At 46.5% G+C, this 19410-nt stretch carries 18 protein-coding genes and 1 pseudogene; 17 read left to right on the top strand and 2 right to left on the bottom strand.

Annotation, left to right across the window (positions count from 1 at the left end; genetic code table 11):
* The first annotated feature begins 36 nt into the window (after nucleotides 1–36).
* The 10 genes from BU251_RS02475 (at nucleotide 37) to BU251_RS02520 (ending at nucleotide 8514) form a co-directional block, all read left to right on the top strand.
* Complete coding sequence (locus BU251_RS02475; RefSeq protein WP_164908826.1) at nucleotides 37–1353, top strand: type II secretion system protein GspD; 1317 nt, start codon at nucleotides 37–39, stop codon at nucleotides 1351–1353.
* Nucleotides 1350–2528 carry a hypothetical protein gene (locus BU251_RS02480; protein ID WP_128699322.1) on the top strand — a complete coding sequence of 393 codons (1179 nt, stop codon included), beginning with the start codon at nucleotides 1350–1352 and terminating at the stop codon, nucleotides 2526–2528. Before BU251_RS02475 ends, BU251_RS02480 begins: the two co-directional genes overlap by 4 nt.
* Nucleotides 2529–2547: 19 nt before the next feature.
* Nucleotides 2548–2775: a hypothetical protein gene (locus BU251_RS02485; protein WP_128699323.1), complete on the top strand. Its 228-nt coding sequence runs from the start codon at nucleotides 2548–2550 to the stop codon at nucleotides 2773–2775.
* 71 nt (nucleotides 2776–2846) lie between these two features.
* Nucleotides 2847–3332, top strand: coding sequence for a hypothetical protein (locus BU251_RS02490; protein WP_128699324.1), 486 nt, complete (start codon nucleotides 2847–2849; stop codon nucleotides 3330–3332).
* 17 nt (nucleotides 3333–3349) lie between these two features.
* A complete protein-coding gene (locus tag BU251_RS02495; RefSeq protein ID WP_128699325.1) occupies nucleotides 3350–3970 on the top strand; it encodes a hypothetical protein in 621 nt (206 codons plus the stop codon).
* A 3-nt stretch (nucleotides 3971–3973) separates the two neighbouring features.
* On the top strand, nucleotides 3974–5614 hold the full coding sequence (locus BU251_RS02500; protein WP_128699326.1) for a GspE/PulE family protein: 1641 nt from the start codon (nucleotides 3974–3976) through the stop codon (nucleotides 5612–5614).
* Nucleotides 5615–6832: a type II secretion system F family protein gene (locus tag BU251_RS02505; RefSeq protein WP_128699327.1), complete on the top strand. Its 1218-nt coding sequence runs from the start codon at nucleotides 5615–5617 to the stop codon at nucleotides 6830–6832.
* On the top strand, nucleotides 6832–7257 hold the full coding sequence (locus tag BU251_RS02510) for a type II secretion system protein (protein ID WP_128700946.1): 426 nt from the start codon (nucleotides 6832–6834) through the stop codon (nucleotides 7255–7257). Before BU251_RS02505 ends, BU251_RS02510 begins: the two co-directional genes overlap by 1 nt.
* 89 nt (nucleotides 7258–7346) lie before the next feature.
* On the top strand, nucleotides 7347–7709 hold the full coding sequence (locus BU251_RS02515; protein WP_128699328.1) for a hypothetical protein: 363 nt from the start codon (nucleotides 7347–7349) through the stop codon (nucleotides 7707–7709).
* The gene (locus tag BU251_RS02520) at nucleotides 7681–8514 is read left to right on the top strand and encodes a prepilin-type N-terminal cleavage/methylation domain-containing protein (protein WP_164908827.1); all 834 of its coding nucleotides are present in this window, start codon (nucleotides 7681–7683) and stop codon (nucleotides 8512–8514) included. The genes BU251_RS02515 and BU251_RS02520 overlap by 29 nt, the downstream gene beginning before the upstream one ends.
* A gap of 66 nt (nucleotides 8515–8580) precedes the next feature.
* Here the strand turns inward: BU251_RS02520 and BU251_RS02525 are convergent, their stop codons facing one another.
* Nucleotides 8581–9093 carry a GNAT family N-acetyltransferase gene (locus BU251_RS02525; RefSeq protein WP_128699330.1) on the bottom strand — a complete coding sequence of 171 codons (513 nt, stop codon included), beginning with the start codon at nucleotides 9091–9093 and terminating at the stop codon, nucleotides 8581–8583.
* Nucleotides 9086–9451 (bottom strand): type II toxin-antitoxin system TacA family antitoxin, encoded by a 366-nt coding sequence (locus BU251_RS02530; RefSeq protein ID WP_164908828.1) that lies wholly within the window; start codon nucleotides 9449–9451, stop codon nucleotides 9086–9088. The genes BU251_RS02525 and BU251_RS02530 overlap by 8 nt, the downstream gene beginning before the upstream one ends.
* Nucleotides 9452–9455: 4 nt before the next feature.
* Between BU251_RS02530 and BU251_RS02535 the strand changes: the two genes are divergently transcribed.
* The 7 genes and pseudogenes from BU251_RS02535 to BU251_RS02565 all read left to right on the top strand — a co-directional run bounded on the left by BU251_RS02535 (nucleotide 9456) and on the right by BU251_RS02565 (nucleotide 19143).
* A complete protein-coding gene (locus tag BU251_RS02535) occupies nucleotides 9456–10340 on the top strand; it encodes a TraU family protein (protein WP_164908829.1) in 885 nt (294 codons plus the stop codon).
* Nucleotides 10325–10837: a TlpA family protein disulfide reductase gene (locus tag BU251_RS02540; RefSeq protein ID WP_128699333.1), complete on the top strand. Its 513-nt coding sequence runs from the start codon at nucleotides 10325–10327 to the stop codon at nucleotides 10835–10837. The genes BU251_RS02535 and BU251_RS02540 overlap by 16 nt, the downstream gene beginning before the upstream one ends.
* Nucleotides 10834–11565, top strand: coding sequence for a thioredoxin family protein (locus BU251_RS02545; protein ID WP_128699334.1), 732 nt, complete (start codon nucleotides 10834–10836; stop codon nucleotides 11563–11565). Before BU251_RS02540 ends, BU251_RS02545 begins: the two co-directional genes overlap by 4 nt.
* Nucleotides 11562–12839 carry a conjugal transfer protein TraH gene (locus BU251_RS02550; protein WP_128699335.1) on the top strand — a complete coding sequence of 426 codons (1278 nt, stop codon included), beginning with the start codon at nucleotides 11562–11564 and terminating at the stop codon, nucleotides 12837–12839. Before BU251_RS02545 ends, BU251_RS02550 begins: the two co-directional genes overlap by 4 nt.
* 496 nt (nucleotides 12840–13335) lie before the next feature.
* On the top strand, nucleotides 13336–14916 hold the full coding sequence (locus BU251_RS02555; protein WP_128699336.1) for a type I restriction-modification system subunit M: 1581 nt from the start codon (nucleotides 13336–13338) through the stop codon (nucleotides 14914–14916).
* Nucleotides 14917–14920: 4 nt separating this feature from the next.
* A pseudogene (locus BU251_RS02560) lies at nucleotides 14921–16103 on the top strand (restriction endonuclease subunit S).
* Nucleotides 16090–19143 (top strand): type I restriction endonuclease subunit R, encoded by a 3054-nt coding sequence (locus BU251_RS02565; protein WP_128699337.1) that lies wholly within the window; start codon nucleotides 16090–16092, stop codon nucleotides 19141–19143. Before BU251_RS02560 ends, BU251_RS02565 begins: the two are co-directional and overlap by 14 nt.
* The last annotated feature ends 267 nt before the right edge of the window (nucleotides 19144–19410 follow it).

Genomic DNA, 19410 nt, shown 5'->3' on the forward strand with positions numbered 1-19410 from the left:
GCTGGATTGCCGCCAGTCTTCTCAAAAAAGATCACCTTGAGGGCAAACAGTGTCAGCATAAGGACGATCTTAGGCAGGATAGGCGAGTTGACAGGATTGAACGTGGTTTATGACCCCGAATTCAACTCAGATACGGTCGTGGCCCTGGATGTACAAGATGCGTCCATATGGCAGGTGCTGAGCGACGTCCTTTTTCCCTTATCAAGCAGCTTCAAGGTCAAAGACAAAAGTCTCATCATCGTCGCCAGGGAAACCCGGGTCTTTAAGCTGAGTTTGCCTCCGGGGAGCCAGGATTTTAGCGATACGGTGAGCAATGAGTCGTGGACGAATCCGGAAGGCAATACCTCAAACAACACAGGAACTTTGTCCGGCGCCACCTCCAATATGAGCGTCAAAGTAGGCGCCAAGGTCTTTGTGGAAACCAAGGAGGGCAGCATCTCTTTCTGGAAGGATATGGAGACCAACCTTTCGAAGATGATTTCTGCAAGAGGAAAATACTCTTTTAACAAGCCTGCGGGTTTAGTCGTGGTTTCGGATAATCCGATCTGCCTGGACGAAATAGGCCGATACATTGACCTGGTCAACGCCGAAAGCAGCAAGCAGATATTGATTGAGGTCAAGGTGCTGGAAGTGAGCTTATCCCGACAGAATGCCGGCGGCATAGACTGGAATGCCATCTATAAGAACTTGGCCGGTATCAAAAAACTGACCCTCAGCTCTAATTTTACGGGTCAGAGCATCGCGTCAGGAAGTCTTTTTACCTTGAGTGCGGCCAGTCCGAAGGATGATTCGGGAACCGGATCAAACGGTTTAAGCGTCTTGATCCAGGCGCTTGAAAGCCAAGGGAAGGTTGAGGTGATTTCGCAGCCCAAGGTCATGCTTTTGAACAACCAGTCCGCCATGGTCCAGGTCGGGACCGTGACGAGTTATGTTTCCAACACGACGACCACAGCCACACAGGCAGGCTTGGTGGCGACAAGCGCCAATACGGACCAGGTCCAGGAAGGCGTGACTTTAAGGCTTATGGCCAGTATTCGGCATGACGAGATCCTCGTGCAGCTGACTCCCGTGGTGACGACCTTGGATCAGATCAGGAGTATCAGCATGGGGAGCGGTGTTACCATAGAGGCGCCTAAGACGTCCACCCGGTCCATGCACACGCTTGTCAAGATCAAGGACGGCCAGACCATCGCTGTCGGCGGCCTGATCACATCCAATGACACCAAAAGCAAGCAAGGCATACCCGTTTTAAGCGAGCTTCCATTCGTGGGGAGGCTCTTTGAGTTTAAGAATAAATCCCTGACCAGGACCGAGCTGGTCATCTTTATTACTCCTAAAATACTGCCGCGATGAACTACCTCATTCTTGATTCAGACATTTATTACGAGACAGGCGAAAAGTCCGGAAGGATATCCGGGCAGGATATCGGGACGGTTTTTACCGGCGAGGACAAGACCGTCTCGGTTGCAGTTGTAGAGACCCTTCAAAAACACCTGGCCGCACCCCAGAAGGATACCTTCAGCCGTGACCAATTGATAGCCGAAAGCTTTGGCTCCGAATACGTCACGCAGTCAGAACAGATAGGGAATAACTTCTTTCAGGTCATTGCCATTGAGAAGGCCAAGGTCAACGAGATCTACAAATGTCTTGGTTTTGAAAACGTCCGGCGTATTGTTCCTTACGCTGTGGCTTTGAGGGAATTCCTAAAGATCAACAATCTCTTGGATGTCGAAAAAAGGGTCATTTTCCTGGATTACCTGAACCCTACGGTGCTTTTGACGATTTTCCACGAAGACGCATTTACCACACCCAGGCGCCTTGCCTTAAACAACCGCATTCCAATAGAAATCACGCGCAGCCAGGAGAACTACAGGAATCTCAATAAGGACGCAAACGGTGTTGATTTTCTGATTATCACCAATTCAAAGGACATTAAGGATAAGATTGTTGCAAGCGGCCTTGAGGCCAATGAAAATATCACTCTGGTTAAGGATCCTTATCCGGCTTTGACAGGTCTTAGGCAAGGCAAATTCAGCATGCACTATCTCCTGCCCGAGCAATTTATCCGCCTAAGGCGGGCAAAAGAGATAAAGAAGCGTTTCCTGAGCCTCGGAGTTATGGCTGCAATTCTTAGCGTATTTCTGGCCGTGTTTGCTGTCTCATTTGGCATTAATAAGGACAGGAGGCTTGCATTAAAGGATTTGCAGCTCAAAGAGCGGTCCGAAAGCGAAAAGTTAAAACAGGCTTATACGGCAAAATACAGAGATATGGTCAGACGTGGAGTGAAGATCAATTTCGACGATTACCTCGAGTCCTTTATTAACGCGGTACCTGATGAATACAAGATAGAGTCCATTGTCATGAGGAAAATATCATCCGGAGTTTTTCGGTTTGAGGCGGTTGTGTTGGCAGATGATGATAGGTCCTGCTCTGCTTTCGTCCTGCCGCAGCATTTCAGGCAGGCCAAGACAGAGAATATTCTGGTCAAAAGCAATCCCGGAGTTCGTGTGATGTTGGATATCTTCTAAATGGAAGGAGGTGGAATCAATGTCGATTTATTACGGAAAACTCAGCCGCAAAGTTGGCAAGGAGGGAAAAGAATACTTTGTGGGTCGGGCAGGCGGGATCCCTGTCAGGGCAGCCTGGGGAAAAAAGAAGGAAGACGACATCTGCATCTTTTTGGATGTCGATAGGATTAATTTCCTGGCAAAGGGCGAGAAGGCAAATGGCGCCGGCGAAGAGGCAGGTGCCGGGGCAGAGGAAAATCAGGCGTAATGATAAGTCGAAGAGCTCATCCGGTGCGTTTAGGGCCGGATGAGCTTGGAGGTTTTTAAGAAAACAAAGCCATGAAAACTATCACATTTCTTTTTGCGGCGGCAATTTTGTTTTTATCCATAAAAATATGGGGCCTTGACCAGGACTCGAGCCTGCTTAATATCCGGCTAAAAAAAGCCCGGGAAGAGATCAGGGCGATCGTTCTGAAACAAAACAGTCTTAGCGTCTATAGAGATGAGCCAGCCCTGCCTTTGGACCAATGCTATCTGCAAGTTTACAACGACATCAAGGAAATAGCCGCCTACTACGATGAGATCTGTGATGTCAAGATCGTCGGAGCCAAGGAGCTGGTGGCTATAAAAGAGTTTTCTAAGCCGTCTGGCTATGAAGGGATAAGATATCTCGACGTCCTTAGCCGGTTTACTTTAAGTGAAAAGACAGGGCATTCTTTGTTGTGCATGTTTTATGGCTTAAGCCAAGCCGGGCCGATGGAGATCCTGGGGGTTGATATGGAAAAAAATATTGTTACTCTGACCATGCGTCTTTACGGGATTTAAGAAAGGAGGATCTCCTCATGAGAAAACTTTTGATTTTATCTCTAATCTTCGTCTTCGGTATGGGCTTAAGGCTTGTTTGGGCCAGCGACGATAACCTTCTGGCTGTGGATGTCTCTCGTCAGGAGAAAAAAATTCCTCCGCGGGAAAACAAGGTCTTTTCGACACAAGAAACGCCCAAGAATAGTGCGTCTGTTGTTTCGGGGCAGAGGGATGAATTTGCCAAAGATTTGGAAAAAATAAAGGCTTTCCATGAAGCGATGAACGACAAGCGTCATGCCGTAGAGATGATCCGGCTCGATCTTGAGAAAGAGAGTCTTCTCTTGAAGGAAAAACAGGCTCAGAAGCAGATATACGACATCGACAACAGTCTGCCGTTGGTTAAAAAAGAGGAGTTTCAGAAAAGTGATCTGTCGGGAGGGCTCAAGGTTTCCGGGGTTGATCCTTCGGATGTCAGGCTCTTGATGATCGTGATCGCCGGAGGCCTGAAAGAAGGGATTCTTACTTTGAAAGGCACGCCCTACAGGTTCAAAGAAGGCGATTGTGTCGCCTCAAAGCTGACTGTCTCAAAGATCACAAGGGATACGCTTACGCTCAAGCAGCCGGATCAAACGGAATTTACGCTGAACTTCATGGATTAAAACATGGCTATAGAGAAGATAGGCGATATCCTCCTTAAAGCCCGCAGCGTCACAAAAGAAGAGCTGGACTATTGTTTTGCGATCCAGAAGGGCCTAAAGACGGATGAGAAGATAGGTAAGATCCTCAGGTATTTTAACTTTACAACAGACAAGGAGATCGCCTGTGCCCTTGCCTATCAGGTAGGGTGGAAGTATTTTGACAAGAAATACGTGATTGACCTTGAGACAATCGATGGGATCGGTCTTGAGTTTTTCAAGCAAGAATCTTTTGTTCCTGTGAGGACTGACGAAGGCCTGGCGTTTGTCTTTGCGCATCCTTTTGCCGTCGCTGCCACGGATTGTTTGTCGAAATACGGCTTAAGTGATAAAGACTGCTACGTTGGCAGCGAAAACCAGGTCCGTTATCACCTCGATTGTCTTTCCAACCGCAAAAAGGCGGCCGAGATAGAAAAAAAGATAGGCCTTATTAAAGAGCAGGGTCTCATCGGCAATGAGCTTAAGGAATTGGCGGACGCTCTTCTGGATGAAGCGATCATCCAGGGCGCAAGCGATATCCACATCGAGCCTGAGGAAAAGATAAGTACGGTGCGTTTCAGGATCGACGGGATGCTTTATTTTCGGCTGGCGATCCGACCCGATGTGCACAATAATCTTGTCAACATCATATTCAGCAAGGCGGATATCACGGTCAGCGATTTTTTGAAGTTCCACGATGCCAGGTTCCAGCACAACTATTCAAACCACGCGGTTGATGTCAGGGTCTCCTGCATTCCTTCGTCCCACGGCCCGGCCCTGGTGCTTCGTCTCCTGGACGTCACGAGGTCGCTCATCACTTTGGAACAGCTGGGATTTGACAGGACGCATTTTGATTGCATACGACGCATTGCGCAGAAGCCACACGGCATTATCATCATGGCCGGTCCCACAGGATCAGGCAAGACAACGACGCTTTATGCCATCTTAAACGAGCTTAAGTCCGTCTCAACGAAGGTGATCACGATCGAGGACCCGGTGGAGATAAAGATGCCGCTTGTCAATCAGGTCCAGATTAACGAGAAGCAGGGCATCACGTTCGCAGGCGCCACCCGAGCTTTTTTGAGGCATGATCCAAACATCATCTTGATCGGGGAGATTAGGGACAGGGATACAGCCCAGGAAGCCATCCGTGCAGCCATTACAGGCCATAGGGTGCTTTCGACATTGCACACGAACACGGCCGTTGATTCTATTTACAGGCTTCATGACTTAGGGGTTGATCTGCCCTATATCTCAAACAGCATTTTGGCTGTTATCTCGCAAAGGCTGATCAGGAAGCTATGCTCATCCTGCAAGAAGAAAGTCACGGTCAAGAAAGAGAAGTGGCCGGCATTCTTTAAAGAACAATTCAAGGAAGACAAAAGCGAAATCCGCGCCTACAAAGCCGTCGGCTGCGACCATTGCCAGGCAGGTTACAAAGGCCGCACTGTCATTGCGGAGATTCTGGAGTTTGATCCGGAGATTAAAAGCATAGTTGCGTCAGGACGACTCGAGTCACTTCATGATAAAGAGAGGCAAAAGTCGCGCCTTGACCTTGGCCAGGATGCAGCCAGGCTTATTCTTTGCGGCGTGACCTCTTTTGAAGAGGCAGAAAGGATCATCGGATAGATGCACTACAAATATAGCGTCCTTTCACAGACCGGCAATGAGATAAGCGGCACCGAACAGGGCTCTTATCAGGCGATCAGAGACAAGCTAAAGAATAACAATTTTCACATTTTGTCCCTGGAGCCTGATCTTATCAAGTCCATCGAATTTTATCTGAAAAGAAAACGAATCAAGGCCCAGGCTCTGGCTGAACTTTTTGAGGACCTTTCGAATACCCTAGAAACCGGCCTGAGCATGAATGAGGCTATTATGACGCTTGAGGAATCCTCAGTCGAGCCTGTCTTAAAGGAGGCCCTTTCACGGATCAATGCCAGTCTTTCTAGGGGCGCTTCCTTGACTGAGGCTTTCAGCCGGACAGAAGTCTTTCCCTGGCAGGTTCTCAATATGGTCCGGGTCGGCGAGAAATCCGGAGGCCTTGAGCGCGTATTCAGGGATCTGGCAGGCTATTTTTCCAGGGAAGCGGACTTTTTACGCAGCTTAAAAGGCGCCTTGGTTTATCCTGCGGTCGTCTTCTGCCTGCTTGTCGTTGTCATGTTCTATGTTTCTTTCCAGGTGATTCCGCACTTGGAGGCACTCCTGCCGATAAAGGAAAACGCCTGCTTTGCCACGCGCCTGCTTTTGTCTTTGAGCCATGGCCTGAGGTATTATTGGTTCATGTATTTGGCCGTGCCTGTTGTTTTGGCCTTCTTTTATTCGAGGCTTAAAGTAAGCCAGGTCGAGCGTATAAGGGATTTTTATTACAGGATTCCAGTATTAGGCCCCTTGATAAAAGACGTGGCTTTCAGCTTTTTGTTCTCTAACCTTGCGATCCTGCAAAGAAACGGCATCAGCGTCATCGAGGCCCTTTCCCTGGTTCGCGATACATCTTTTGACAAGTTCTTTGCCGAAAAGATTGCCAAAGTTAAGGATACCGTTATCAGTGGGTTAAGCCTTTGGCAAGCCTTAAAGCGCGATGCGTTTTTTCCCAAGCCTGTCTGCTCAAGCATCAGAAAAGGCGAGGAGATGGGCAACCTTGACAAATATCTCGAGAGCCTGGCGGATTCATATTTCAAGAAGGTGACGAGGCGCATCGATGCGCTCTTGGGTTTTATCCAGCCGGCATTTTTGATGCTTTGCGGGCTTCTTCTCTTATTCATCGTGTGGGCGTTCGTCATACCGGTCTACAGCAATCTTTCGAATATAGCGGGTGGGAACCAAATTCTAAAAGGAGGTGGGTAATGAGGAACAAGAAAGGGTTCACGTTGATCGAACTGGTTCTGGTCATCAGTATCATCGCGCTCTTGATTATGGCCGTGGGTCTGGCGTCTGGCGTCAGGGAAAACGCCAAGATCCACTCAGCCGCAGAGTCCGTTAAGTCTTTAAGGACGGCCGCGGAAAGCTACATCGCTTCAGGTAATATGACGTATGAAGGGATCGTAATTTCCGGATTACAAACTGCAGGCTATTTACCCGAGAGTTTTTCGCCGACAGGGTCAAATCCGTGGGGAGGGGATTATACGGTTATGCCTAATGCGGATCCCAACAAGGTGGATATCTCCTTGACACAGGTCAGCGAGTCGGGGGCGGTGCGACTTTCTGCTTTGTTTGCCAACAGCGCGACAGCAACAAGCTATTCTTCCGGAACATGGACCGCGACATTCTAGAAACTGAGGGTTTCAGCTTAATTGAGCTGAGCCTTGTTTTCGCGATAGCTGTCATACTTCTGGGGGTGGCTTTTTATTCTGCTGCCAGAATGAGACAGGCTGTTTTGGCCAAAAAAACGATCCAGGAGATGGATGTCTTGGCGGATGCAAGCGTTCAATATTATCTGGGGAACGGGGCGTGGCCGCAGGATGCGGCGGACCTGCGGCCCGCCCACCTCAGTCCTGAGGCAACGGGCATTAATCCTTTTGGCAATGTCTATACCATAACAGGCGGCGTCTCAAGCGTCACTATTTCGACAGCGCTGCCAAAAGGGCTCATAATGTCTGAAAATTTTGGCAGTGAGATTGTGGTTCAGAATCAAGGCGCCAATGATCTGGTTAGCGTCACAAGATCCGTTGAAAGCACGGCGTGGGGATTGCAGTATGACAAGAAGAATATCTTTCATCAATAAAACGGGATTTTCCTTAATCGAGCTGTGCATTGCGATGGGGGTTTTGGCCATTCTTGCCTCATCCATCACGCCGGTCTTTATCAAAAGGGTTCAGATTAAGGCAGCGGAAAAGACCGCGCTTGAAATGGCGAATATCCAGCAGGCAGCTTGCGCTTATTTCATTTCAAACGACGCATGGCCCGACAATATCCAGGTTTTAGGAGCCGCAGGCTATATCAATCCCGACTGGACGGCGAATAATCCCTGGCAAAATGCCTATAACATTTCATCGACGGCTACAGGTTTTAGCGTAACGACTATTGTGCCTCAGGAATGGACCGGTCTGGTCGCAAGAAATCTGCCTACGAGCTCGGTATCTGGAGGATTTGTAACAAGCATGGTTTCGGTGCCCGGGGCTATGTTAAATGAATCGCTTCCCGCAGGTGCCATTGTCATTTGGTCTGGGACTGTTGCAAGTATTCCTTCAGGATGGCAGCTCTGTGATGGGACCAATGGCACGCCTGATTTAAGGGACAGGTTTGTGGTTGGGGCAAGCCAGGATGTGGGAAACATGCCAGAGACTAATGTTTCAGGGGTTTTGACCAAGACAGGCGGAGAGGCCAAACATACCATGACCATTGCCGAAATGCCGCCGCATTCGCACTCTTACCGCTGGTGGAATGCATGGTATTTTTCAGGAAGCAGCGAGCTGGGTGCAAAAGGCACCTACGATGACAACCACCAGACAAGCGTGGTCGGCGGTGGGCAGCCCTTCAATGTGCTGCCGCCTTATTATGCTCTATGTTTTATCATGAAGATGTCTTAAGATTCAGGGGGTTGTTGATTTTAGGTTCGAGGCAGGATGTTCGAGTGGATTTTTATGATCAGCGGTTTATATTCCCAGAGTCTTTTTTACGTCTTTTATCAATAGATACATATGAAGCGGATCGATGGGCGAGGGTTCGAAGCCGAAGTGTTCATAGAAAGATTTGGCTCGTTCGTTTTTCGCATGGACCAGGATAGCCCGGCCGCCGATGCTGTCGGCTGCAGCGACGATGCGCACGAGCGCATCCCAAAGTAAGGCCTTGCCTAAACCAGTGCCTCGTGCGGTTTTGTCAGTCGCCAGACGTGCAAGAATAACGACTGGAACGGGATAATTGGCCAAACCTTTGCCGATGCGTTGTGGGGCTTCAAGTTTGCTTACCGAACCGGGGGTAAGGGTGTAGTAGCCGACTACCTGATTGTTTTTGGTCGTGACGTAGGTCCTGGAAGCGCCGTTTTGGTTATTGATAAGCGCGTACTTTTTCAGGTAGCCGTTGAGAGATTCGTCTCCGCAATCGAATCGATCGATGGCGTGAGCCCCCTGAAGCAGGGCAGGTGAAGTAAGAGAAGATCCTTCACTCATGAAAAATGCTTCGTCCTTGAAAAAGTTTCTTGAGTGCTGGAATTTCCTTGGCTGGCCTGTCCAAAGCGATGCAGAAGGCTTTCCACTGGGCCTGAGGCAGCTGGAAGTGGGCCTTGTCAGCCACCAGATCTTCCGCTTCTCTTAGAGCGCTAGCCAGAACAAAGGCTGATAGTTTCTGGTGACGAAGGGAAGCTGCGTACACAAGGAGATCCTTTTGGGAGTCTTCAATGCGTAGATCAATGCGTTCATTTTTTTGTGCTAGTGCCATTGGTTTATCCTCCTTCTTTGTGGCAATATAAATATAACATATAGTACACACATTGTCCATACAAAATTTAAAATACTTCAGGATGGCCATTATCTTGGTTTTATTGCTGGTTCTGTGCTTTGTTTGCGGCAGGGCATATGCGCTTGAGCTTAGCGATATCCCAGGGATGATCGATTGGAGTTGTCTGGATTTAAAAGTCATCGGGACCTGCGTCGGGCCTTTCGGCATCCCGGGCATTGTCATTATGTACTGGGAGCCGGCGCTTCTCATCGAAACCGTCAAGCAGCCCGGCGATACGATTATCGGATCGCTCAAACCCGAATTCCAGAATCTTACGGCCCAGGCAGTCAAGAATTTTGCCAAAAGCATCGCTGGATCATCCATACTTGCTTCCAGCGGATCAGGCTCATCAAAGATAGAGGAGACAAACTTGCAGTTCAACGAGGCGCATGTGTATGCGTTTCCTTTTGGGGATGAAATCATGATGTCTTTAGGCATGACGTGTCCGGACAAGCTTCCAACAGGCTTTTTTATTAAATATCTTTCGGAGCTCGATTCTTTGGAGTGGCGCATAGGAGTCACGGAAGTCCTGAATCCCAAAAGCATGGCTTCAGCTGCAAGCGGACCGGCCTGCGCTGCAATATCCGGTTTTATGGAGGACTTGTGCATGGGGTATTGGGGAGCAACTTACCCCAGGCGAGGCTTCTTTACGCACCAGAGCCAGGTCGTAGGAAGCGCGGCCGCGGCTATCCGGGCTGTGAGTATTGCTTCAGCTCTCAATGTCCCAGGACACGTTGTCTTAGAGACAACGGGGTTTGTGCCGTCTTTTGGAAATGACAAGCTGCAAATGATTTATCCGGTTGTTTCTGGATGCATCAAAATAGGCCAGAATCCGGCACTCTGGGAATCCGGAAAATTATCCGCAAACGGCAAGTACCTATGGGTCTACTGGAGAAGAAGAATATGCTGCGTGTATTAGTTGTTGGTTTCTTTATATTCTCGCTGGTTGTGCCTTTGGGTTTTTGCCAGCAAAGCGATTGCAGCGAATGCTCTAAAGACGCGGTTCTATTGAATCCTGCTTTGAAAGAAAAAATAGAGGCGATAGAGAGGCAGGCTTATAACAGACTGGAAGGCAGCGGGAAAAATCAAGGTTCCTCGATAACTTTGTTCATTGATTCGGATCACGGGTTTTCAGGCGGCGCCATAGAAGTTCTTGCCAGATTCAAGCAGGATAATCCAAGTTGGAGGGTTAAAACTGTTATCGAACCCGGCAGCAGAAACCTCAAGCAGACGCTGCTTCGCAACCGAAATTATTTCAACAGTGGTATGGAGTTTGATATCGATCTTAACGGCAACCTGGCAAGAAAGTTTGGTATTGATAGGACTCCGACCTACGTCGTTTTCCACGAAGGCAGGCATTATAAGACTACAGACCTGTCCGATCTTAATGAAGCCATTGCCAAACTTAATAAATGAGATGTCTCTTTGTATTGATTGTTTTATTTGTTTATGCGCCTATGGCCTGCGGCCAGGGGCTGTTTCAATATGAGAGGATTGATTTTTTTAAGGAACCGGATGCACAGAAAAATACTGTCTTAAAACCAGCGCAAGATTCTTTTGAAGCCGTTGAGAATGAATGGGCTGAGCCTGTTATCAGCCCTTCAGGCAAGATGACTATTTACCTGCCGCCTAAAGAGGTCAGGGATTTCCTTGATAAGCCTGATCCTGAAAATGCAAAAGCATATCTGGAATGGAACTTAAACAGGATCAGAAAATTCATCAGAGCACAGGAGATGCTTGCCAAAGAGGCGAGGATACTTGGTCAGCCGAGGGGAAGAGATAATTTGACCGATACGGATTCGCAAAAGACAGGTTCGTCGACGAGCATTGCCGGCGATGCTCTCCCTCAGGGTGATTACCTGTTTTTCTTTATGCTAAAAGGGTGCCCAGTTTGTCAAAAAGAGGCCCGGGTTGTAGAAAACATCTATCTCACCCATCCTGAAATCAAAGTCCAGGCTTTCGCTGTCGGTTATAGTGATGACGACTTGAGGGAATTCATGTTTCCGGCAACGCAGGATAGAGGGATGAGCACATTATTTAAGGTCAATTCTTATCCGGCCATCGCTCTGTTTAACAGCAAAAGAGAAAAGTATTTTATTTCAGGCTATGTGGACAAAGAGAAAATATTAAAATTATTCAAATGAAAAGGGCTCTCCTGGTATTGATCTTTGTTTTCATCGCTACCTGTGTAAGTTATGCCGATATTTTTACGAAAGACGACTCATTACCTTACACCATAGAGAGTGTGGTTTCGGAAGACAGGTCCGGGTTCTATTACAGGGGAGGCGTTGACTACAATCCTCCTGTTGCACCGGAGGAGCCCGGCGTTGGCTATTCCATTGTCAGCGGATCAAAAGGGTGCAGCGGATTTGATTTTGCTTCGAGTTTCACCTCGCTTTTCTCCCAGCAGATATTAGAAGACTATTTAAAGGGTATATCCAGCGCTGCCATGGCGGCTGCGCCCATGCTGCTTTTGGAGTATGTGTCGCCGACCTTGGCTGATATCGTCAAGCATTTCAATGCCATGACGAATATGAGGCTGGGCTTAAGATATGCCCAGTGTGAGGATATTGAAAAGGCAGCAGGCACGTATATCGATAAGTTAAGGAAAACAAGCGAAGACGCATGCGTCAAGGAGAAAGTGGCCCAAGGCTCTGATATTGACTCAGCGCTTAAGGCCTGCAAAGGTCAAAGCGATCCGTTTGCATATCTGAAGAACACAGACGGAATTCCTTTGCTGCAGGGAGGCAAGATAGACGTTATCTCCGATATCTTAAAGAAGATTAACATACCTCAAGACAGGAAAGATTTCGTTAAATCAGTTGTTGGTGAGACCACCATCACTTCTTCACAGATCGAGAATCGCAAGGGACAGAAGTCGATCTATAGCGTAAATGAAGACTTCAGGAATAGTGCTATGACGAAACTTGCGTCCTTGGTGGATGGATATGTAACGTCAAAGAGCATTTCAGAGGATATATTAGAAGAGATATCTCTGCCGAATAACCCCATAGTTGACGAGCAGATTAAAGAGATTGTCCTTATGCCAAGGGCCAAGCAATACATAGCCATCGCAAAAATAGCCTCTGATATAGCCTATTTTAAGACCATCGCCAAATACCGTCAGGCCATGGATGATCTGTTGGAGGCGATGCGCGCGCCGGATCTTGATGATGTACAACGAGGAGTTTTGGAGGGGGATTATAACGCTTTAAAAGAAGAACTCGAAAGATTTAAGGAAGAAAGGCAGATCTATAAAAATTATAATGAAACCTTGTTCGGCATTTTATCAGAAGCCGAGAAAGAGAAGCTTAATATCATCATAAAAGACGATGGAACGGATTCGTATTTTAGCGATAGCAATGAAAAACAGGATAAAAATGAGATATACTTACCCGCATCCAAAAATAAAGAATAATACACATCAGAGACTCTTTTCTTATCCAAATAAAAATCTCATCAAATCCATGAAAAATCATTGGTTTCCTTCCTATTTGTAGTATATAAATAATCAAGCCTTACAATCCAGAGTTTAAAGGAATAAATCCCGGACTTTAAAAAAGTAAAACCTTCGTGTGGCAGAAAGTATCTGCTGTGCGAAGGTTTTTCATTTTTATATAGGGCATTTTTGGGTTGTGCAAAGCTGCCTCATGAGTTATAATTTGTAACATATTATTATAAGGAGAATATGGCTAAATTGATCGAAACATATACAGTTGAAGAAGTTGCTAAAGCCCTAAAAACTACATCCATATACTATAAGACGCTAAGCTGAGAAAAGAAAATCCCGGCTTTTAAATTCGGCGGTCAGTGGAGATTTCGGAAGGATAAGATAGACACTTGGACTAAGAAAAGCAGATAGTTTTACAAAATAAATGTAACTGCCAGCAATCGGGCAGTTTTGGAGAATAAGCATGACAAATAATAACAATACGACTAAAGAACAGGAACGCGCCGAACTGCACCGCGCTATTTGGCAGATCGCCAACGATTTGCGCGGTAGCGTGGACGGCTGGGACTTTAAACAATATGTTTTGGGAATGCTTTTTTATCGCTTCATCAGCGAAAATCTCACCAGCTACATCAATGAAGACGAGCGGCGCAGTGGCAGTAAAGAGTTTGATTACGCCAAGCTCACGGATAAAAAAGCGGAGTTCGGCCGCGTTGATACGGTAAAAGAAAAAGGGTTCTATATCTTGCCCAGCGAGCTTTTTGTCAATGTTTGCTCTAAGGCGCGTCAAGACGCCAACCTTAACGAAACGCTGGCCAAGGTACTCCGCAATATTGAAAAATCGGCCAAGGGTTCGGACAGCGAGGATGACCTAAAAGGTTTGTTTGATGATCTTGATGTAAATTCCAGCAAGCTCGGCAATACTGTGGAAAAAAGAAACCAAAAACTGGTGAAGCTTTTGGAAGCGATCGGTGACCTGCGGCTGGGAAATTATTACGATAACACGATTGACGCCTTTGGCGACGCCTATGAGTTTTTGATGACCATGTACGCTTCCAACGCGGGAAAATCCGGGGGAGAATTTTTTACCCCGCAGGAAGTGAGTGAACTGTTGGCCTGCTTGGCGACCGTTGGAAAGAAGGAAGTCAACAAGGTCTATGACCCGGCTTGCGGTTCCGGTTCGCTTCTTTTGAAGTTTGCCAAAATTCTCGGCAAAGAAAATGTAAGAATGGGATTCTTTGGACAGGAGATCAACCTTACCACCTACAACCTCTGCCGTATCAATATGTTTTTGCACGACATCAACTACAATCATTTTGATGTTGCCCACGGCGATACACTGACCGACCCAAAGCACTGGGATGACGAGCCTTTCGACGCCATCGTTTCCAATCCGCCGTATTCCATCAAATGGGAAGGTGACAGTAATACGCTTCTTATAAATGACCCGCGCTTTTCACCGGCAGGAGTATTGGCGCCAAAGAGCAAGGCAGATCTTGCCTTCACCATGCATATGCTTTCTTGGCTTTCTACCAGCGGCACAGCGGCAATCGTTGAATTTCCCGGAGTGTTGTATCGTGGAGGTGCTGAGCAGAAGATCCGCAAATATTTGGTTGATAACAACTACATCGATACCGTGATCCAGCTCCCACCTGATCTTTTTTTTGGCACGACTATCGCTACCTGCATTATCGTGCTCAAAAAAAGCAAAAAGGATAACAAAACCCTGTTTATTGACGCTTCAGCCGAATTTGTGCGCGGTGGAAACAAAAATAAGCTTACTGAAGAAAACCGCGCCAAAATAATGGAGGCGTTTACCAAGCGTGCAGACAAAGCGCATTTTGCCAAATTGGTAAGCAACAAAACCATTGAAGAAGATGACTACAACATCACGGTCTCCAGTTATGTGTTGCAAAAAGATACCCGTGAGGTTGTTGATATCAAAAAACTCAACGCCGAGATCAAAGGCATCGTTGCACGGCAGAACGAACTCCGCACGGCAATTGATGAGATTGTAGCTGATATTGAGGGTAGCCATGACTAAACCCATGAATAAAATAGAAAAATTGATCGACAAGTTTTGTCCCAAGGGGATAGAGTTTAAGGAGTTGGGTGAAGTGTTAGATTATGAGCAGCCCACTAACTATCTTGTGCAATCCACTGAATATGACGATGATTTTGTTACGCCAGTATTAACTGCTGGCCAAAGTTTTATTCTTGGTTATACAGACGAAAATGATGGAATATATAAAGCGAGCAAAGAAAATCCCACTATTATTTTTGATGACTTCACTACATCATTTCATTGGGTTGATTTTGATTTCAAGGTTAAATCTTCGGCGATGAAAATGCTCCGACCCGAAAAGAGTGCCGATGTTATTTTTAAATTTATTTACTATGCGATGAAATGTATTGAGTACTCACCTCAAGACCATGCGCGTCATTGGATTTCTAAGTATTCAAAATTCAAAATCCCCATCCCACCTCTGCCGGTGCAAGAAGAAATCGTCCGCATTCTGGATAAGTTTACAGAACTAGAAGCAGAACTAGAAGCAGAACTAGAAGCAGAACTAGAAGCAAGGAAGAAGCAGTATGAATATTATCGTACTGAACTGCTGACGTTCAACGAAACAGACAGACAGACAGACAGACAGACAGACAGACAGACAGACAGACAGAGTAAGATGGGTAACACTAGGAGAAATAGGGAAGATTGTTAGGGGGACTGCCATTACAGCAAAGGAAGCGACAGGTGGAAAAATTCCGGTAGTTGCCAATGCGCCTAAAGCCATTTATTTTCATGGTAAAAGTAACAGAAGTGGAGAAACAATCGTTATTGCTAGATCTGGAGCTTATGCTGGGTTAGTCAGTTTCTGGGATGAACCGATCTTCCTCACTGATGCATTCAGCGTTCATGTGGAGTCTACTTTGCTCAAAACCAAATTTGTTTATTACTTATTGAAGCAAAAACAGGAAACTATCCACTTCATGAAGAAAGGTAGTGGAGTGCCGCATGTTCGAGCAAAAGAGTTTGAATCTTACCGTATCCCCATTCCTCCTGTCGCCGAACAAGAGCGCATTGTTACCATTCTCGATAAATTTGACACACTGGTAAATGATATTTCTGTCGGCTTACCGGCGGAAGTGAACGCCCGGCGCAAACAATACGAATACTACCGGGACAAGTTGCTTACTTTTAGTCCATTGGAAGAAGAATATGCCAAGCAATAAAAAATACAATTTAGTAGCGGAAAACCCGCAAAGCACCGTGGTGGCGGAATATACACCTCAGTATCGTACCGCAAAGGCGTACCAGAGCGAGGCGGAACTGGAGCGCGCTTTTATTGAGCAGTTAGGATCACAGGCGTATGAGTATTTGTCCATTGCCTCTGAAACTGATCTCGTGCTTAATCTGCGCAAACAACTGGAAAAGCTGAATGATTTCACCTTTTCCGATGCGGAATGGGAGGCGTTTTTTGCCGAAGAGATCGCCAACCCTAATCAAAGTATTGCTGAAAAAACAGCCACTATTCAGGAAGACTACATTAAAAATCTAAAATGTGATGACGGAACGGTTAAGAATATCTATCTGTTCCGCAAAGACAAGATCCACGAAAACAATTTACAGGTGATCAATCAATACACCACCGAAGAAGGCCAAAGATCCAACCGCTATGATGTAACGGTGCTGGTCAATGGCTTACCGCTTGTGCATATTGAGCTTAAACGGCGCGGGGTGGCAATTCAGGAAGCGTTCAATCAGATTAACCGTTACCAACGTGAGAGTTTTTGGGCTGGCTCCGGGCTCTTTGAATATGTACAAGTTTTTGTCATCTCCAATGGCACGCATACCAAATACTACAGCAATACTACGCGCTCCGAACATATCAAAGAATCTATCGAAGGATCTGTTAAGAAAGGGAAACGCTCGAGCAACAGCTTTGAGTTTACCAGCTGGTGGGCAGACGCGACTAACAGACCCATTACAGATCTCGTAGATTTTGCCAAAACTTTTTTTGCCAAACACGTGCTTCTCAATATCCTTACCCGCTACTGTGTGTTCACCGCTGAAAAACAGCTTTTAGTGATGCGGCCTTATCAGATCGTGGCGACAGAGAGGATATTGAGCAAAATCGAAGTCAGCACCAACTATAAAAAACTCGGCACTGTGGAGGCTGGCGGATATATCTGGCACACCACCGGATCGGGTAAAACCTTGACCAGTTTCAAGACAGCCCAACTGGTGAGCAAGCTGCCCTATGTTGACAAAGTGCTTTTTGTCGTTGACCGCAAAGACCTTGATTATCAAACCATGCGTGAATACGACAAGTTTGAAAAAGGCGCGGCTAACAGCAATACCAGTACGGCGATATTAAAACGTCAGCTTGAAGACTCAAATGCGCGTATTATTATCACCACAATTCAAAAACTTGACCGGTTTATAGGGCACAACAAGGGACACACAATTTTTAACGGCCACATAGTGCTGATTTTTGATGAATGCCACCGCTCGCAGTTTGGCGAGATGCACGCTGAGATTACTAAAGCGTTTAAAAGCTATCACCTTTTCGGTTTTACCGGCACGCCGATCTTTGCCGTGAATGCTTCTGCCGGTGGGCGTCCCGATTTTAAAACTACCGCGCAGGCTTTTGGCGATAAATTGCACACCTACACTATTGTGGACGCTATTGCCGACAGAAATGTTTTGCCGTTTAAGGTGGATTATGTTTCTACCGTGCGTGAAGCCGAGGATATTGAAGATAAAAAAGTGCGTGACATCGACCGGGAAGCAGTGCTTGCCGCGCCGGAACGGCTGGCAAATATTGTGAAATATATCCGCGACCATTTTGACCAGAAAACCAAGCGAAACAGTTTTTACAAACTCAAAGACCGGAGACTATCGGGGTTCAACTCCATTTTTGCCGTTTCTTCCATCGACGCGGCCAAGAAATACTACGCGGAATTTCAACGACAGTTAAAAGACGCGCCGAGTGATAAAAAACTGAAAATAGCGCTTATTTACAGCTTTGGCGTAAACGAGGAAGAAATTGACGGCGTGATAGATGAAAACTCCGAAGACACCAGCGGGCTGGACAAAAGCTCAAGAGATTTTCTTGAGAACGCCATCAAAGACTACAACGTCATGTTTGGGACATCCTACGACACTTCTTCTGATAAATTTCAGAATTACTATAAAGATGTCAGCGAACGCGTAAAGAATCGAGAAGTGGATATTCTGCTGGTGGTCAATATGTTTTTGACCGGCTTTGACGCAACTACGCTCAATACCTTATGGGTGGATAAGAATCTGCGCTTGCATGGTTTATTGCAGGCATATTCTCGCACAAATCGTATTTTAAACACCGTCAAGACGTTCGGAAACATTGTTTGCTTTCGCAATTTGGAAAAAGCGACCAATGAATCCATTGCCCTCTTTGGCGATAAGGAAGCCAGCGGGATTGTGCTGTTAAAATCGTATGACGAATACTACAACGGCTACAAAGATGGCGACAAGGAAGTCCGTGGATATAAAAGTCTGGTTGAAGAGCTTTTAACAAAATTTCCGGTTGGCGAGCGCATTGTTGGAGAACAAAATCAAAAGAGTTTTATCCGGCTGTATAGCGCGATTTTACGGGTGAGAAATATCTTGATTACTTTTGACGAATTTAGCGGCAATGAAATTCTAACTGAGCGGGACCTTCAGGATTATCACAGCGTCTACATTGACCTTTACAACGAGTTTCGCAAGGCAGACGAAGGCGAAAAGGAAAATATCAACGATGACATCGTGTTTGAAATGGAGTTAATTAAGCAAATTGAGATCAATATTGATTATATTTTGGGGCTTGTCAAAAAGTACCATGAAGATCATATCAAGAACCGTGAACTGCTTATCGACATTAACAAGGCAATCGACTCAAGCGTTGAACTGCGCAACAAAAAAGATCTCATCAACCAGTTTATCGCTTCGCTTGATGCTCATTCGGTCGTGGATGAAGACTGGCAGAAGTATGTGGAGAAGAAAAAGATTGAGGAGCTGGAAGATATTATTAAACATGAAAACCTTGATCACGACGAAACCTATAAATTTGTGCGAAATGCATTTCGTAACGGCAGTGTCGCAACCACAGGCACTGCTCTGGCAAAAGTTTTACCGCCTGTATCGCGCTTTTCTCCCGGAGGAGAGCGTTCCAAGAAGCGCGAGAGCGTTCTGGATAAATTGACACGATTCTTTGAGCGATTTTTTGATATTTCTGATGGGAAGATTTAAAGATGACTTGGAGCTTTTGAAATGGCAGAATTGCCTTAGGCGAAAGGAAACCTCGGTAGATTCAAAATACCTCCTGCCTTTCTATCGCCCTCTGGGTTGGGCGTGGTGGTGGAATTGATGGGGTTGGAGTTGATGGGGGCATACGGTAGCCTTCGGGCGGTGCGAAGAAACCGCCCCAAAAAAACTCCCGTATGCCCGGGTGCGTAACGCGCTCATACATAAACAGGTTAACGGATGAAAGCCGTGTGATTGTAAAAAACGCTTGAC

The sequence above is a fragment of the Candidatus Velamenicoccus archaeovorus genome, assembly GCF_004102945.1.
GTDB classification, from domain to species: domain Bacteria; phylum Omnitrophota; class Gorgyraeia; order Velamenicoccales; family Velamenicoccaceae; genus Velamenicoccus; species Velamenicoccus archaeovorus.